Here is a 15,941-nt window from a genome sequence, read left to right as displayed (position 1 = left end):
GGTAGGTAAAGTCCTGTCGTCCGCGCAGCCGCCGATCCCGGTCGATTTGGAGATGTGTCGATGTCAGTCGGGCTGGCCCGGGTCACCATCAGCGCGCCCCACCGGCGGATGGACGTCGCCCTACCGGAACAGGTACCCCTGGTCGAGCTGCTGCCCGACGTGCTCCGGCACGCCGGTGAGGGCCTCGCCGACGACGGTGAACAGCACGGCGGCTGGCTGCTGCGACGGACCGACGGGACGGTCCTGCACACCGCCCAGGCGTTGCTGCCCCAGGGCGTACGCGACGGCGAGGTGCTGCACCTGGTGCCCGCCCGGGCGCAGTGGCCCGAACTGGAGTACGACGACGTGGTGGAGGCGATCGCCGACGGGGCCCGTCGACGGGGAACCCCCTGGTCGCCGACGGCCACCCGGGTCACCACCCTCGTCGGTGCCGGGGTGCCGCTCGCCGTCGGGCTGTTCGCAGTCCTCGCAGCGGGGCCGGAGCACCCGGGCCGCTGGCCGGTCGCCGTGGCGCTGGCCCTGTCGCTCACCCTCGCCGCGACAGTGGCCTCCCGGGCGTACGGGGACGGCCGGGTCGGCGCGACGCTGGGCGGGTACGCGCTGCCGTACGCCTTCGCCGCCGGTGCCCTCGGGGTCGGCTCCGGTGACCCGGTCGGACCGGTACCCGGGCTGCGCTGGCTGGGCGCCCCCGAACTCCTGGCCGGCACTGGGGTGCTGCTGCTGGTCGCAGTCCTCGGGCTGCTCGGGGTGGCCGCCCGGCTCCGGGTCTTCGTGGCCGGTGCGACAGTCGGCCTGGTCGGTGCCGTCGCCGCGGTCGGCGGGATGACCCTGGCCCCGGCGGCGACGGCGGCGATCCTGTTCGGCGTCCTGGTGTTGACCGTGGGGGCGCTGCCGCTGCTGGCCATCCGGTTCGGCAAACTGCCGCTGCCCCCGGTCACCCTGCCCGGTGGGCTCGCCGACGGGTCGGACCGGGTCCTGCCGGACCGGTCCAGGGTGCACGCGGCGGTCGCCCGGACCGAGGAGATGCTCACCGGTCTGCTGCTCGGGCACGCAGTCCTGGCCGTGGCCGCCACCGTCGTCCTCGGCGTCGCCGGGGGCACGGCGGGTCTGGTGCTGGTGGCTGTCGGGTCGGCCGTGCTGCTGCTGCGGTCCCGGCTGTTCGTGGCGGTACGCCACCGGGTGCCCCCGCTGGCCGCCGGGCTGCTCGGGGTCGCCGTGGCCGGTGTGGTCCTCGCCGACCGGGCCGATGCCGCCGGTCCGGTCCTGTCGGCCGGGGCCGCCCTGGTCCTGGCCCTGGTCACCGCCGCCGCCGGGACCATCTACGCCCGGCGGCCGGTGTCGCCGTACCTGGGTCGGATCGCTGACCTGACCGACACGGCGCTGGTGGTCTCCGTGGTGCCGGTGGCCTGCGCGGTCCTGGGCCTGTACGACCGCGCCCGCGGGCTGCTCGGCTGAGCGTCCCGCGGGCGGTGTCGTCTGCTGTCAGGGGTGTGGCCCCCTCGACTCGGTCAGTGCGGGGCCTCGCCGCGCGCCTCGGCCTCCCGGTGGCGGCGGTACGAGTTGACGACCTCCGCCTCGGCCTCCTGTCGACCCACCCAGGTCGCACCCTCGACCGACTTGCCCGGTTCGAGGTCCTTGTAGACCTCGAAGAAGTGCTGTATCTCCAGCCGGTCGAACTCCCCGAGGTGGTGGATGTCGCGCAGGTGCTCCTGACGCGGGTCCTCGTAAGGCACGCAGAGGACCTTGTCGTCGCCGCCCTTCTCGTCGGTCATCCGGAACATGCCGATGGTGCGGCACCGGATCAGACACCCCGGGAAGGTCGGCTCGGGAACCAGTACCAACGCGTCCAGCGGATCCCCGTCCTCGCCCAGCGTGCCCTCGATGAACCCGTAGTCGGCCGGGTACTGCGTGGACGTGAAGAGCGTACGGTCGAGCCTGATCCGGCCGGTCGCGTGGTCCACCTCGTACTTGTTTCGGTGACCCTTGGGGATCTCAACCGTGACGTCGAAATCCATCTCACGCTCCCTCGTTGCCCACGCTGGCTGACGGGCACCCTCGGCGCTCCGGTCGGACGAATGCCCACCCGTCGGCTCCGGCCGCCGCATAGTGTTCGGACCGAAGTAGTGTCACCCAAGCCGTTTTCGTATGGGGGAGGAGGGGGTCGTGGGGAGGGAAGATTCACACTACCGCCCGGACCGGGCCACCGGTCCGGTAACCGGCCGACCGGGGACCGGCGGGGTCAGCGGGCGCATCGCGGTGCCCCAGGCCAAGCTCCCCCGGACGCCGGCGAACACGCCCGAGAGCGGCCCGCCGGGGCGGCCCGACGAGACCGCCTCCACCCCGGTCGGGGACACCTCGGGGGAGACCACCCGCGAGATTCCGGGGCCGGAACCCGGCCGTCACCTGCCTCCACCACCTGCGTACCGCCCGCCGGGGGCGCCGGGTCCGGTCGAGCCCGGCCCCGCCGACGGCGCCGCCCCGGCTCCCCCTGAGCCCCCGGGCACCACGGCATCGGCACCGACCTCCCCGGCGCCCCCGCCCGCGGGCCGCCCCCCGTCGGCTGGTCCCCGGCCGGAGACCCTGCGCCGCCGTCGTCGTACCGTCCTGGTCCTGGCGACGGTGCTGCTGCTCGGACTGGCCGGCCTCGGGGTGGTCGTGGTCCGGTCCGGCCCGTTCGGCGACGCGGGCGACGCCCGGCAGGCCGACGGCGCGCCGTCCGATCCCGCCCCCGTGGCGGTGCTCGCCGAATCGGACCCGAACGCCGCCCAACCCACCCCGGACGGGGTACGCGAACTGCTGGACCCGCTCGTCGCCGACGCGACCCTCGGCTCCCGGGTCCACGTCTCCGTGGCCGACGTGCTCTCCGGCCAGGAGCTGTACGGCAAGGGTGCCGACGAGGAGACCGTCCCGGCGTCGGTGACCAAACTGGTGACCGCGGTGACTGTGCTCGCCGCCCGAGGTCCGGCGTACCGGATCCCCACCCGGGTGGTGGCCGGTGAGAACCCGGGCGAGGTGGTGATCGTCGGCGGTGGCGACCCGACCCTGGCGGTCGACGAGGCCGCCTTCTACCCCGGTGCGGCCCGGCTGACCGACCTCGCCGAGCAGGTGACGCAGGCCCTCGGGGACACCGTCCCGACGAAGGTGATCGTCGACGCCACGCTCTACTCCGGGCCGAAGTACGAGCCGGGCTGGGACGACGACATCCCCACCGGTGGCTACGGCGGTGCGGTCACCGCGCTGATGACCGACGGGGCCCGCCGGGATCCGGTGGCCGCCCGCAAGGCGCTCGCCGCCACCGGCAACGGGGGCGCGGATCGGGTGGCGGACCCGGACCTGACGGCTGGTCGCTCCTTCGCCCGGCTGCTCGGCGCACCCGTCGAGTCGGTGCAGCGGGGGGCGGCACCGGGCCCGGCCGGTAGCGGGGTCGGTGCCCCCGTCCCGGGTATCGAACTCGGGGTGGTCGAGTCCCTGCCGGTGATCCGGATGGTCGACTTCATGATCAAGGACAGCGACAACCTGGTCGCCGAGGCGCTGGCCCGCCAGGTCGCACTGGCCCGGGACCAGCCCGCCTCGTTCGTGGGTGCGGCCACGGCGATGGACGCTGTGCTGGCCGAGCTGGGGCTGTCGGCCGAGGAGGCCGCCCTGACCGACGCGAGCGGTCTGTCCCGGACCAACCGGCTCAGCGCCTCGCTGCTCACCGACCTGATCGCGCTCGCCGGCAACGGCAGCCGCCCCGAACTCGCGGCGATCTTCGCCGGACTGCCGGTCGCCGGATGGTCCGGCACCCTCCTGACCCGGTACGCCTCCCCGGTGACCAACGGGGGCGCCGGGGTGGTCCGGGCCAAGACCGGCACCTTGACCGGGGTGCACGCGATCGCCGGGCTGGTCACCACCGCCGACGGGCGACTGCTCAGCTTCGCCGTGCTCACCGACCGGGCACCGGCGGACACCCCCGAGCAGACCCGGCAGGCCCTGGACCGGATCGCCGCCGCCCTGGCCGGGTGCGGCTGCCGCTGAGTCGCCCCGGTCCGTCGGTGCCTGACCGGTCGTCGCGACCCGGTCGACCTGGCCGGACACCGGGCGTCTGCCGGTCGGCGCCGGGCCGGGGTGTCGCGGCGCAGGTACGGTGGGGTGCATGGCGCAGTTCGTGGACTGGGATCTGGCCGCTGCGACGGCGGGGGCGTTGAGCAAATCGGGCCCTCGGGTGTCGTTGTCCGAGGCCACCGACGTGGTCGCCGACCTGCGGCGGCTGACCGACGAGGCAGCGGAGCACGTGGCCGACTACACGGGGCTGCGCTCGCAGCTCGCCCACCCCCCGGTCCGGGTGGTGGACCGCAAGGACTGGGCGGCGACCAACATCGCCGGTCTGCGGGAGGTGATCACGCCGCTGGTCAGCCGACTCTCTCAGGACAAGCAGCCCGGGGCGTTCACCGAGGCGATCGGTTCCCGGCTGACCGGGGTGCAGGCCGGCACCGTCCTGGCCTACCTCTCCGGCCGGGTCCTCGGCCAGTACGAGGTCTTCTCGGCCGACCCGGGGCAGCTCCTCCTGGTCGCGCCCAACATCGTCGAGGTGGAGCGGAAGCTGGAGGCCGACCCGAGGGACTTCCGGCTCTGGGTCTGCCTGCACGAGGTGACCCACCGAACCCAGTTCACCGCGGTCCCGTGGATGCGGGCGTACTTCCTCGGCGAGGTCCAGGCGTTCGTGGACGCCTCGCAGAACAGTGAACACCTCGCCGAGCGGCTGCGCCGGGGGGTCTCCACCCTCGCCGACGTGATCCGCGACCCGCAGAGTCGCACCAGTGTCCTGGACATCGTCCAGACGCCCGCCCAGCGGGCGGTGCTCGACCGGCTGACCGCGCTGATGACCCTCCTCGAGGGGCACGCCGAGTTCGTGATGGACGGGGTCGGTCCGGAGGTCGTACCGAGCGTCGACCGGATCCGGGCGGCGTTCAACCGCCGTCGCGAGTCCGGCAACCCGCTGGAGAAGGCGGTCCGGCGGCTGCTGGGGGTCGAGGTCAAGATGCGCCAGTACGCCGAGGGCCGCAAGTTCGTGCACGGCGTGGTCGAGCAGGTGGGCATGCCCGGTTTCAACAAGATCTTCAGCTCGCCGTTGACCCTGCCCCGGCTCGACGAACTCGGTGACCCGGAGGCCTGGGTGCGGCGGGTGCACGGTTCGGTCGGCCCGCTGCCGACCGCCGGCTGACCGCCTCCGGCGTGCCCGCGCTGCCTCCACCGGTGGCCGCGACCCGGGTGGCGGTCCGGTCGGCGCTGACCGGCGTACCCGTCGGCGGGCCGGTCCTGGTGGCCTGCTCCGGGGGTGCCGACTCGCTCGCCCTCGCCGCCGCCACCGCCTTCGTGGCACCCCGCCTCGGGCACCGCGCCGGAGTGGTCACCGTCGACCACGACCTGCAACAGGGCTCCGCCGACCGGGCGGCGTCAGTGGCCGCCTGGGCCGTCGAGGCCGGTCTCCACCCCGTCGAGGCGGTACGGGTGACGGTGGCCGGGCGTCCCGGCGGCCCCGAGGCTGCTGCCCGGGCCGCCCGCTACGAGGCGCTGGGCGCGGTGGCCCGCCGACTGGACGCGGTCGCGGTGCTGACCGGGCACACCCGTGACGACCAAGCCGAGACGGTGCTGTTGGCGTTGGCCCGGGGGGCCGGCCCCCGGGGACTCGCCGGGATGCCCGCCCGCCGTGACCTCGACGGGGTGCCCCTGCTGCGCCCGTTCCTCGGCGTAGGTCGGGACGAGACCCGGGCCGCCTGCACGGCCCTCGGGCTGGTCCCGTGGGACGATCCGCACAACACCGACCCGGCGTACGCCCGGTCTCGGGTGCGGTCGGCGGCGCTCCCCGCGCTCGTCGACGCGCTCGGTCCGGCAGTGGTGGACAATCTCGCCCGAACCGCTCACCAGGTGGCGGCGGACAACGCCGTCCTCGACCACCTCGCCGAGGAGGCGTCAGCCGCCGCCCGGTCCCCCTCCGGGGGGCTCACCGTCGACGCCCTGGCCGCCCTGGCTCCGGCGGTACGGACCCGGGTGCTGCACGCCTGGGCCCGGGAACTCGGTGCGCCGGCCTCGGCGCTCTCCCACCGGCACGTGGCGGCGCTCGACGCCCTGGTCACCGCCTGGCGCGGTCAGGGGGTCACCCACCTGCCGGGTGGGCTGGGCGTGATCCGCCGTGATGGGCGGATCGTCCTGGACGAGGGGTCGAACCCGGGTTGAGCCGAGCGTCCCGCCGAGACTGACCCCGATGTCGGGTACATCCCGGTCTGTGGGTGTGGTCGGGGGCACCCAGGGGGTGGAATGGCGGCGGGGGTGGAGTCGTTACATCTTCCGTACGACCGAGTGGCACCGGCCGGTGGTGAGCAGCCTGCGGTCGGGCCGGTGGACCCGGGAATGACTGTGGGTCGGCGGTCGTTGGACATGGACCCGGCGAGGTGAGCGTGGCTCCCCGCCCGGGTTTCCTCTTTTGATCTTTTCCCCTTTTTTCGTTGGGCGCCTGACGGTGTCCGCATCTGCCCTGTGGGTGGGTGTCGTTCCCCCGGATGGAGCTGTCGATGATGAACTCGGTGCTGCGCAAGAGTGTTCTGGGTGTTGCTGGTCTGGCGTTCGCGGGTGGTCTGGCGGCGGGTCCGTTGAATCATCAGGAGCCGGTTGCGGTCGGTGGTGTGGATGCGGTGGCGGTGGCGCAGGCCCGGTCGGTGGATGAGGGTCGGTTGTTGCCGCATGGTGAGCCGTCGGGTCAGTCGCGGATCGATCTGGGCGGTGAGCAGGTGGAGAACACGCGGGCGATCATCGCGGCGACGAAGAAGGCCGGGATGGACGAGCGTGCGGCGGTGGTGGCGATCGCCACGGCGTTGCAGGAGTCGAAGTTGGAGAACCTGGGTCATCTGGGTGACCGTAACGACCATGATTCGCAGGGTCTGTTCCAGCAGCGTCCGTCGAGTGGTTGGGGGACGGTGGAGCAGATCACGGATCCGGAGTATTCGACGACGGCGTTCCTGAGGGGTCTGGCGCAGGTCGACGGCTGGGAGGACATGTCGTTGACGCGGGCTGCGCAGACGGTGCAGGTGTCGGCGTTCCCGGATCATTACGCGCAGTGGGAGAAGCTGGCTGCTGACCTGGTGGCCGAGCACTGGAACAACAGCTGACCCGAATCGTGTTCTGTCGCCGGCCGGTGTCCTTCGGGACACCGGCCGGCGACGTCTGCGCAGGTAGGACCTGGGTGTCAGGCCGGTGCCCGCTCCCGGAAGGTGCTCCGGTAGCCGTTGGGGGTCGCGCCCACCCGGCGGGTGAAGTGGTGTCGCAGCGTCGCCGCCTCGCCGAAGCCGGCCTGGTCGGCGACCTCCTCGACACTCAACCGGGTCTCCTCCAGCAGTCGTCGGGCCAACAGCACCCGCTGGCCGGTCAACCAGTCGTGCGGGGTGGTGCCCGTCTCGGCGCGGAACCGCCGGGCGAAGGTACGGGGAGACATACCGGCCCGCGCAGCGAGCTGGTCGACGGTGACCGGGCGGGCCAGGTGACCCATCAGCCACTCCAGGACCGGCTCCAGGGTCGGGGCCTCGGGGGTGGACGGGATCGGAGTCTCGACGTACTGCGCCTGCCCGCCATCGCGGTGCGGCGGGACGACCATCCGCCGCGCCAGTCGGGTGGCGACGGCTGAGCCGTACACCTGACGAACCAGGTGCAGGCAGGCGTCGATGCCGGCTGCGGTCCCGGCGCTGGTGAGCAGGTTGCCGTCGGAGACGTAGAGCGAGTTCGGGCGGATCCGCGCCCGGGGGTGCAGCCGTTGCAGCTGCTCGGCGTGCCGCCAGTGGGTGGTGCACTCCCGATCGTCGAGGAGTCCGGCCGCCCCGAGCACGAAGGCGCCGCTGCAGACGCTCATCACGTAGGCGCCCCGTTCGGCGGCGGCGCGGAGCGCGTCGAGGACCGGCGTCGGAACCGGGGCGCGCGAGTGGTGAGCCGGTACGGCGACCAGGTCGGCCTCGGCGACCGGACCGAGGTCGGCCTGGGGTGTGAGTCCGAAGCCGGACTTGGTGCGGACCGGTCCGCCGTCGGCGGTGCAGACGGTGAAGCGGTGCGCGGGGAAGCCGTCAGCCGTCCGGTCGGTCCCGAAGACCTCGGCGAGCACTCCGAGCTCGAAGACCGCGACGTCGTTCAGGGCGATGGCCGCGACCGAGGCGAGGGTCGACGGGGGGCGGGGGGTCATGTGACGAGGGTAACCGGAGGGTTGGCAGAAAATCGAGGCCAGGTGTCCTTCCTGCCACTGTCCGGACGGCCGGGTGCCGCGCAGACTCGATGTCAGCCCGGTGCGCACCGGCGGCGAACCGCACACCACGTCGATTCGAAAGCGAGCGCCGCCATGGAGTTCCTCTTCGTTCTCTTCCTGATCCTCACCCTCGCCGTCGCCTCGGCGGTCGGACTGACCGTCGACAGCCGGGACTCCGCCGACTGGCGTTGCAGCGACGAGGGGCGCCGACTGAACTCCGGATCCTGCTGAACAGATGTCTGTTATGGCCGGGTTGTCGCGCCGGATTCGCGGCGGGGTCGCCGAAAAGAAGCGGCCCCGCCGACGGCGGCCCGGCGGCGTACGGCAGGCTAGGAGTCATGGCTGATGGCTCCTGGTACGACGCCGACATCGACCACGTGATCATCTCTGAGGCGCAGATCCGTGAGAAGACCGCGGAGCTGGCCAAGCAGGTGTCGGCGGACTACGTCGGAGTGACGGACCGGCTACTGCTCGTCTGCGTACTCAAGGGTGCCGTCATGTTCATGGCCGACTTCGCCCGCGCCCTCGGGCGGCACGGTCCGCCGACCGAACTGGAGTTCATGGCGGTCTCCTCGTACGGCCAGGGCACCACCTCCTCCGGAGTGGTACGCATCCTCAAGGACCTCGACCGGGACATCGCCGGTCGGCACGTCGTCGTGGTCGAGGACATCGTCGACTCCGGGCTGACCCTCAACTGGCTGCTGCGTTACCTGGAGTCCCGCTCGGCGGCGAGCGTCGAGGTGGTGGCCCTGTTCCGCAAGCCCGACGCGGTCAAGGTGCCGGTGCCGGTGAAGTACGTCGGCTTCGACATCCCCACCGAGTTCGTCGTCGGGTACGGCCTCGACTTCGACGAGCGTTACCGGGAACTGCCCTACGTCGGCGTCCTGAAGCCGGACGTGTACGCCCGCACCTGAGCCGTCTCGCGTTGAGCGGACGTACAGCGCGCTCTCAGCCGACCCGGCTACCGTAGGGGGCGGTGGCGTGGAGGTGTTTCCCGCGTCCGGTCCTCCGACCCGCGTGACCGGGCGGTCGGAAGACCTGTGACGGCGGACCTTCCGCCACGCCGGCCTCCGCCGGTTCACCATCGCGTGTCGAGTGGGTGCCGCCGTGCCGACGGCGGGATCCGTCGAGGGGCGGGATCGGGTCAGCGGGTCGGGTGCGCGTTCCGGTGCTGTCGCTGACCGGTGCGAGCAGCCCCGAACCGCTCGTACCTCGCGCGTACGGTGTACCGTCGAATGACCGCGGCGCGGCAGTTTCGTGCCTCGGTGTCGAGGCCGGCCCGCACGGCGGCTCCGACCGCCGCCCGTGGCGGCGACACCATCAGACGGTCAGGACGTCGATCAGGAGGATGCGGGCGCCCCGGCGCTCGACGACAGTATGGAACGTACGCGTTTCTTCCGCCGACCGGTGGTCTGGATCATCCTGGTCATCCTCGGCGCCGTTGTGCTCAGTCAACTCTTCACGTCTGGACCCAGCTACCACCGGGTGGACACCACGGTCGCGCTGGACCAGCTCAACACTGCGAAAATCGACAAGGTCGTCTACCAGGACAAGGAACAGACGATCCGCCTCGACCTGGCCGAGGAGGCCGAGTTCGGGGACACGACCACCAAGCTGATCGAGGCCCAGTTCCCGTACGAGGCCGGTCAGCAGGTCTGGAACCAGGTCCTCGAGGCCAAGTCGGCCGACCGGGTCACCGGCCCGGCGGACGTCGAGGTCTCCTCGGACAGCATCTGGGTGAGCCTCCTGGTCAACCTGCTGCCGATCGCCCTGCTCGTGCTCCTGCTGCTGTTCTTCATGTCGCAGATGCAGGGCGGCGGCTCCCGGGTGCTCAACTTCGGCAAGTCCAAGGCGAAGATGATCACCAAGGACACGCCGAAGACCACCTTCGCCGACGTGGCCGGCTCGGAAGAGGCCGTCGAGGAACTGCACGAGATCAAGGACTTCCTGCAGAACCCGACGAAGTACCAGGCCCTGGGGGCGAAGATCCCGAAGGGTGTGCTGCTGTTCGGCCCGCCCGGTACCGGTAAGACGCTGCTCGCCAGGGCTGTCGCCGGTGAGGCCGGAGTGCCCTTCTACTCGATCTCCGGCTCCGACTTCGTCGAGATGTTCGTCGGTGTCGGTGCCAGCCGGGTCCGTGACCTCTTCGAGCAGGCGAAGACGAACGCCCCGGCGATCGTCTTCGTCGACGAGATCGACGCCGTCGGTCGCCACCGTGGAGCCGGCATGGGCGGCGGCCACGACGAGCGGGAGCAGACCCTCAACCAGCTCCTCGTCGAGATGGACGGCTTCGACGTCAAGGGCGGGGTCATCCTGATCGCCGCCACCAACCGGCCGGACATCCTCGACCCGGCGCTGCTGCGCCCGGGCCGGTTCGACAGGCAGATCCCGGTGGACGCCCCCGACATGGAGGGCCGCAAGGCCATCCTGCGGGTGCACGCCAAGGGCAAGCCGTTCGCCCCCGACGTCGACCTCGACGCGGTGGCCCGGCGTACCCCCGGGTTCAGCGGTGCCGACCTGGCGAACGTGATCAACGAGGCCGCGCTGCTCACCGCCCGCAAGGACGAGCGGGCGATCACCAACGACTCCCTGGAGGAGTCGATCGACCGGGTGATCGCCGGGCCGCAGCGTCGGACCCGGGTGATGGGCGACCAGGAGAAGAAGATCACCGCGTACCACGAGGGTGGGCACGCGCTCGTCGCCTGGGCGTTGCCGCACGCGGCACCGGTGCACAAGGTGACCATCCTGTCCCGGGGCCGGTCGCTGGGGCACACCCTGGTCCTGCCGACCGAGGACAAGTACACCCAGACCCGGGCCGAGATGATCGACACCCTGGCGTACGCGCTGGGCGGCCGGGCCGCCGAGGAACTCGTCTTCCACGAGCCCACCACCGGCGCCGGCAACGACATCGAGAAGGCCACCCAGCTGGCCCGAGCGATGATCACGCAGTACGGGATGAGCTCCAAGCTCGGCGCGATCAAGTACGGCACCAGCGGGGACGAGCCGTTCCTCGGCCGCAACATGGGCCACGAACGGGACTACTCCGACTCGGTCGCCGCCGAGATCGACGGCGAGATGCGGGCGCTCATCGAGCTGGCCCACGACGAGGCCTGGGAGATCCTGGTCGAGTACCGGGACGTGCTGGACAACATGGTCCTGGAGCTGATGGAGAAGGAGACCCTCTCCACCGCCGACATGGCCCGGATCTGCGAGCGGGTGGTGAAGCGTCCGCCGATGGCCCCGTACAACGGGTTCGGCAAGCGGCAGCCCTCCACCGAGCCCCCGGTGCTCACGCCCGCCGAGAAGGACAAGCTCAAGGCGCAGGCCCAGTCGGACGGGGCCCAGGTCGTCATCGGCGGTGGCCCCGCCTTCCCGAACAGCTCGGACGGCCAGCACTGAACACCGACGACACGGCGGCCAGCCCCGACCCGGGGCTGGCCGCCGCCACCTCCGCCACCGAACCCGACGACCTGGACTACCTGGCCGCCCGGCTGATCAACGGCAGACTCACCGGCCGCCCGGTCGAGGAGGCCGTCGACCTGGCCCGGATCGAGAAGGCGGTACGGGAGATCCTCATCGCGGTCGGGGAGGACCCCGACCGCGACGGGCTCGTCCAGACCCCCGCCCGCGTCGCCCGTGCGTACGCCGAACTGTTCGCCGGTCTCCGGGTCGACCCGGCGCAGGTGCTCACCACCAGCTTCGAGGCCAACCACAAGGAACTCGTCCTGGTCCGGGACATCGACGTGATGAGCCTCTGCGAACACCACCTGCTCCCGTTCCGGGGCAGCGCCCACATCGGCTACATCCCCGGGCCTGACGGTCGGATCACCGGGCTGTCCAAGCTGGCCCGGCTGGTCGAGGTCTTCGCCCGCCGCCCACAGGTGCAGGAACGACTCACCTCCCAGATCGCCGACCTGCTGATGGAGCGCCTCGCCCCCCTCGGGGTGATCGTCGTCCTGCAGTGCGAACACATGTGCATGGCGATGCGTGGCATCCAGAAGAGCGGGGCGCAGACCATCACCTCGGCGGTCCGCGGCGGCCTCCAGCACGACGCCAAGTCGAGGGCCGAGGCGATGGCGCTGATCCTGCCCCGGTGACCCGTCCACTCCTCCTGGTCGACCGAGGCCCGCTCGCTGGTCGGCTGAACAGCCCGTTCAGCCGGCCAGGAGAGCCAGGAGCAGCCCGGCGGCTGTCGACACGGCCGGAACCAGACAGACCAGCGCCCCGAACCGGGGCGTCCGGTCCAACCGCCCGTCCGGGCCCGGACGGAACAACCGCCCGACACCGATCCAGCCCGCGACGAACGCCACCGCCGGCATCGGCAGACCGACGAGCAACGCCGCCACGGTCACCGGACCACCCTCCGCCACCAGGTGCAGGACCACCTGGATCAGGGGGACGAGCAGAGCCGACGGCCCGTACACGGCCAGGTTGCGCAGCCGAGCCGGCCACCGCCCCGGCCGGAACCAACCCGTGGAGGTCAACGCCACGTCGGCGTCGGTGACCCAGCCACTCGCCGTACGCAACGCCGCCAGTACCGCCGACGGACCACCGGACATCGAGCGGGCGGCCACCGACTCCTCCGGCGGGGACGGCGACAACGACATCGCGGGTACGCCCGAGTCGACCAGCCGCCCCTGCTGCGCCGTCAGCCGGGCCCGTACCCCGGTCAACTCCTCCCGGGCGGCCTGGACCGAACGATGCTGCTCACCGGCGGCGGTGGCGGCGTCCCGGCGTACCGCGTCAAGTTGACGGGCGGCGGCGAGGTAGGCCGTCCAGGCGTCACCCTTCGGCTCCACCACCTCCCCCGACTCGGCTGGACCCGGCCCCCCCGAACCGACTGCGCCCTCGTCCTCGGTGGGCGGCGTACCGTCCACCGGCTGCCGCTGCTGCACCCCCGGTACGGTCCGGATCACGTCGGCGTCCCCTCCTCCTCGTCCTCGGCGAACGGCACCAGGACCCGGCCCTGCTCGTCCGAGCCGTCCCAGAGCACCACCCGGTTCGGGCGGGGACGCCACTGGACCGGCCGTCCGAAGACCCCGGCCAGTTGCGCGCCCGGCACGTCCACCGCGACCACGGCCGCCAACTTGCCCACGTCGGTGTCCGGCTCCAACAACGCCACGAACGACGGGGTCGTACGCCACCAGCCGAGCAGGTGGGTGCCGCCCGGCGGCCCCCGATGCAGCAGCGCCCGCAACCGTTCGCGCGGCAGCTGCTCCGCAGTCGGTACGTCGAGCCCGAACACCACGAGCACCGTCGGCCCCGGGTCGTCGTCGGTCGACGGACGGGCCGCCGCCTTCTCCGGACACCACAGCTCCGTCAGGTCCGCCCGGTCGACAGTCGTCACCGGAAACTGCCGGTCCAGGTCCGCAGCCAGCCCCTCGGCCAGAGCGGTGGCCTCGTCCACCAGGCAGGCGACGACGAACCGGGCACCACCCGGCGGGTGGTGGGCCGCCGCGGTCCGGGCCGCGACGCCGAGCAGCCGAGCCGCCGCCATCCCTGGACCCAGGACCGCGAGATTACGTCCAGCCGCCCGACCCAGCCCCACCGCGACAGTGGACCGGGCGACGTCCACCCCCCGCCCCAGCAGCGCGGCCGGCCCCTCCCTACGACCCAGCAGGGCCGCCCGGTACCGGGGATCGTTACGCAGCAGCGGTCGGGCGTAACCGGCGAACACCACCGGCGCCGACGACCCCTCCGGACGCGCCTGCCACAACCGGTGCCGCAACTCGGCCACAGTGGCCGGGGCGTCCTCCGGATCCGGGAACCGGACCATCCGTTCGTGCCCGCGGGTCGCACCCACCGGACCACCCAGACCGCCAGCGGTGTTCACCACAGCGCTTCCCACCGGGAGCCCCGCAGCGGAATCGTTGCTGGGCTCCAACACCGCGCCACCCCCGGGTAGAGCCACCCGCACCGGGAACTGGCCGAGCATCGAGTCCCGAGACCCGGAACCGGAACCCAGCCCGAGGTCACCCTCGCCGGCCAGCAGCAGATGCACCCCGTACGCGCGGCCCGCCCGAGCCAACGCCTCCAGCGCCGTCAACGCAGTCGTTCCGATGCGGTCCCGGGACCGCCCCGCACTCCGTACCGCCCCGGACGGGGCGACGGCACCTGTCGGCTCGCCGAGCAGCAGGTGCGTGTTCTCCACGACGCAGACGATCCGGGGAAGCGACAGCTGCTCCCGCAGGGCGGTGAAGCGCTGCCCGCCGGTACGCCGACCGGCCTCCTCACGACGACGAACCTCGACCGACAACTGCTCCAGCAGATCCAGCACGTACTCCCGGTCGGCAGCCAACGCGGCGGTCCGGACCTGCGGGATCCACGTCCGGTCCCGTTCGGTCTGCAGGAACTCGGCGAACGACTCGTCCGGACCGAGGTCCGCCAGGTGCAGGACCAGCTCCTCCGGGCCGTAACGGGCGGTCAGACCGAGCAGGACGTTGCCCACGAAAGCGGCCCGTCCCGCCGCGGACCGGCCACCGACCAGCCAGTGCGGGGTCAGATCGGTGAACCCGACCGACACCGGCCGCTCGCCGGCCAGCCCCACGACGGTGCCCGCCCCGGTCACCGACGACGACTCCCACAACGGGGCGTCGGACTCCGGCAACAGGTTCGCCAGCGACAGCCGGGTACCCGCCTCGACCTGCTCGACGAGACGGCCACAGACAGCCTCCACCAACTCCGTCGACGGGGCCTCGGCGAGGAACACCGGTGCGTTCAGGCCACCGGACGATCCACTGCCCACCGCTCCGAAGGAGGCGCTCGGCGGATCACCCACCATCGCGTACGCGTTGCGTACCGTCACCGCCGTGGCCGACGGAAGCGGCCCGGCGGTCACCGGCCAACCGGCGACCACCAGGTGCAGCCCGGCCGTAGGCCCGGTGGACGCCAACGCGGCCAGCCGCTCCAGGTCCGCCGCCTCGGTCCGCGCCGGCAGGGCCGACACCACCAGGAGCAGGGTCCGGTCCCGCCGGGAGTGCCGACCGTTGTCGGGAGCCACCCACTGCTCCGCCTCGGCCAGGACCGCCCGCAGACCGGAGACGTCCCCGGCCGGAGGGGAGAGCACCCCGGCGTCCGCCAGCGGGAGGAACGGCGCGAAGACCGCCCCGGCCCCGGTGCCGTCCACCCCCCGAACCAGCAGGCAGCCCGGGGGAGACGCCGCCAACAACCGCAGGAGTACGGCACGCAACGCCCCGGCGACCCGGGGATCACCGGCGTCGGTGTCGATCGTCAGGTGCCCGCCGCCGAGCAACGGCACGAGTGCCGGAAACCGGGCGTCGTCCAACGGTGCGGCGGTACCGACCACGACGAACGACGGAGGTGTCTCCCCCGGCGGCGTGTCGACGCTCAGCGTCTCCAACGGCGCCCCGGCCCAACCGGGCGCCAGCAGCGCCGCCGCCTCCCGCAACTGGTCCGCCAACTCGTACTGACGACGCTGGTCGGCCGGGGCCGGCCGGATCTCGTCCAAGACGTTCGCTGCGGCGTTGGCAGTGGCGGTCGCCCGGCGGTGGAGGGCGGCGGCTCGGCTCGTACGTCCCCTCCGAACGGCCATCGGGTCCACCCCTCTTCCCGAAGCCGGCTGACACCTGCCCCGACCCCAGACCGTATCCCAGCCTGACCCTGACGTCCGGGATGCACTGCGGCGCTTCGACGTTCTTGTCGTGGATCACCAGGAACC

The 15,941-nt window shown here is 72.4% G+C and carries 13 protein-coding genes; 9 read left to right on the top strand and 4 right to left on the bottom strand.

What is annotated here, in order from left to right:
• The first annotated feature begins 60 nt into the window (after positions 1–60).
• Complete coding sequence (gene eccD / locus WHN02_RS03290; RefSeq protein WP_434741990.1) at positions 61–1,455, top strand: type VII secretion integral membrane protein EccD; 1,395 nt, start codon at positions 61–63, stop codon at positions 1,453–1,455.
• Between the two features lie 53 nt (positions 1,456–1,508).
• On the opposite strand, the gene WHN02_RS03285 is transcribed toward eccD, so the two are convergent.
• Positions 1,509–2,015: an inorganic diphosphatase gene (locus tag WHN02_RS03285; protein WP_350897823.1), complete on the bottom strand. Its 507-nt coding sequence runs from the start codon at positions 2,013–2,015 to the stop codon at positions 1,509–1,511.
• A 565-nt stretch (positions 2,016–2,580) separates the two neighbouring features.
• Between WHN02_RS03285 and dacB the strand changes: the two genes are divergently transcribed.
• From dacB to WHN02_RS03265, 4 genes are all read left to right on the top strand, one after another.
• Complete coding sequence (dacB, locus tag WHN02_RS03280) at positions 2,581–4,017, top strand: D-alanyl-D-alanine carboxypeptidase/D-alanyl-D-alanine endopeptidase (protein ID WP_434743803.1); 1,437 nt, start codon at positions 2,581–2,583, stop codon at positions 4,015–4,017.
• Positions 4,018–4,135: 118 nt separating this feature from the next.
• Positions 4,136–5,203 (top strand): zinc-dependent metalloprotease, encoded by a 1,068-nt coding sequence (locus WHN02_RS03275; RefSeq protein ID WP_434741989.1) that lies wholly within the window; start codon positions 4,136–4,138, stop codon positions 5,201–5,203.
• An 11-nt stretch (positions 5,204–5,214) separates the two neighbouring features.
• Positions 5,215–6,216: a tRNA lysidine(34) synthetase TilS gene (gene tilS, locus WHN02_RS03270; RefSeq protein ID WP_434741988.1), complete on the top strand. Its 1,002-nt coding sequence runs from the start codon at positions 5,215–5,217 to the stop codon at positions 6,214–6,216.
• A 338-nt stretch (positions 6,217–6,554) separates the two neighbouring features.
• Positions 6,555–7,145 carry a hypothetical protein gene (locus WHN02_RS03265; RefSeq protein WP_434743802.1) on the top strand — a complete coding sequence of 197 codons (591 nt, stop codon included), beginning with the start codon at positions 6,555–6,557 and terminating at the stop codon, positions 7,143–7,145.
• Between the two features lie 77 nt (positions 7,146–7,222).
• Here WHN02_RS03265 and WHN02_RS03260 read toward each other — a convergent pair whose 3' ends face one another.
• Positions 7,223–8,203, bottom strand: a complete 981-nt coding sequence (locus tag WHN02_RS03260; protein ID WP_434741987.1) for a GlxA family transcriptional regulator — start codon at positions 8,201–8,203, stop codon at positions 7,223–7,225.
• Between the two features lie 153 nt (positions 8,204–8,356).
• Between WHN02_RS03260 and WHN02_RS03255 the strand changes: the two genes are divergently transcribed.
• The 4 genes from WHN02_RS03255 (at position 8,357) to folE (ending at position 12,360) form a co-directional block, all read left to right on the top strand.
• Positions 8,357–8,494, top strand: a complete 138-nt coding sequence (locus WHN02_RS03255) for a hypothetical protein (RefSeq protein WP_434741986.1) — start codon at positions 8,357–8,359, stop codon at positions 8,492–8,494.
• Positions 8,495–8,601: 107 nt separating this feature from the next.
• A complete protein-coding gene (gene hpt / locus WHN02_RS03250; RefSeq protein ID WP_350898433.1) occupies positions 8,602–9,177 on the top strand; it encodes a hypoxanthine phosphoribosyltransferase in 576 nt (191 codons plus the stop codon).
• Between the two features lie 463 nt (positions 9,178–9,640).
• Positions 9,641–11,662, top strand: a complete 2,022-nt coding sequence (gene ftsH, locus WHN02_RS03245; RefSeq protein ID WP_434741985.1) for an ATP-dependent zinc metalloprotease FtsH — start codon at positions 9,641–9,643, stop codon at positions 11,660–11,662.
• 35 nt (positions 11,663–11,697) lie between these two features.
• Positions 11,698–12,360: a GTP cyclohydrolase I FolE gene (gene folE, locus WHN02_RS03240; protein WP_434743801.1), complete on the top strand. Its 663-nt coding sequence runs from the start codon at positions 11,698–11,700 to the stop codon at positions 12,358–12,360.
• Positions 12,361–12,417: 57 nt separating this feature from the next.
• Here the strand turns inward: folE and WHN02_RS03235 are convergent, their stop codons facing one another.
• Both WHN02_RS03235 and WHN02_RS03230 read right to left on the bottom strand, forming a co-directional pair.
• Complete coding sequence (locus tag WHN02_RS03235; RefSeq protein ID WP_434741984.1) at positions 12,418–13,179, bottom strand: hypothetical protein; 762 nt, start codon at positions 13,177–13,179, stop codon at positions 12,418–12,420.
• A complete protein-coding gene (locus WHN02_RS03230; protein WP_434741983.1) occupies positions 13,176–15,824 on the bottom strand; it encodes an FtsK/SpoIIIE domain-containing protein in 2,649 nt (882 codons plus the stop codon). Before WHN02_RS03230 ends, WHN02_RS03235 begins: the two co-directional genes overlap by 4 nt.
• Positions 15,825–15,941 lie beyond the last annotated feature (117 nt).

It is taken from the genome of Micromonospora sp. SH-82 (genome assembly GCF_051132485.1).
Classification (GTDB): Bacteria; Actinomycetota; Actinomycetes; order Mycobacteriales; family Micromonosporaceae; genus Micromonospora.
The sequence above is the reverse complement of the archived record's forward strand: the minus strand, read 5'-3'. Positions and strand labels throughout refer to the sequence as shown.

Excerpts from the sequence above, each read along its gene's own strand:
- ftsH (WP_434741985.1), top strand. The coding sequence starts at position 9,641 with ATGGAACGTACGCGTTTCTTCCGCCGACCGGTGGTCTGGATCATCCTG.
- eccD (WP_434741990.1), top strand. The coding sequence starts at position 61 with ATGTCAGTCGGGCTGGCCCGGGTCACCATCAGCGCGCCCCACCGGCGG.
- WHN02_RS03260 (WP_434741987.1), bottom strand. The coding sequence starts at position 8,203 with ATGACCCCCCGCCCCCCGTCGACCCTCGCCTCGGTCGCGGCCATCGCC.
- WHN02_RS03255 (WP_434741986.1), top strand. The coding sequence starts at position 8,357 with ATGGAGTTCCTCTTCGTTCTCTTCCTGATCCTCACCCTCGCCGTCGCC.
- hpt (WP_350898433.1), top strand. The coding sequence starts at position 8,602 with ATGGCTGATGGCTCCTGGTACGACGCCGACATCGACCACGTGATCATC.
- WHN02_RS03275 (WP_434741989.1), top strand. The coding sequence starts at position 4,136 with ATGGCGCAGTTCGTGGACTGGGATCTGGCCGCTGCGACGGCGGGGGCG.
- WHN02_RS03285 (WP_350897823.1), bottom strand. The coding sequence starts at position 2,015 with ATGGATTTCGACGTCACGGTTGAGATCCCCAAGGGTCACCGAAACAAG.
- WHN02_RS03265 (WP_434743802.1), top strand. The coding sequence starts at position 6,555 with ATGAACTCGGTGCTGCGCAAGAGTGTTCTGGGTGTTGCTGGTCTGGCG.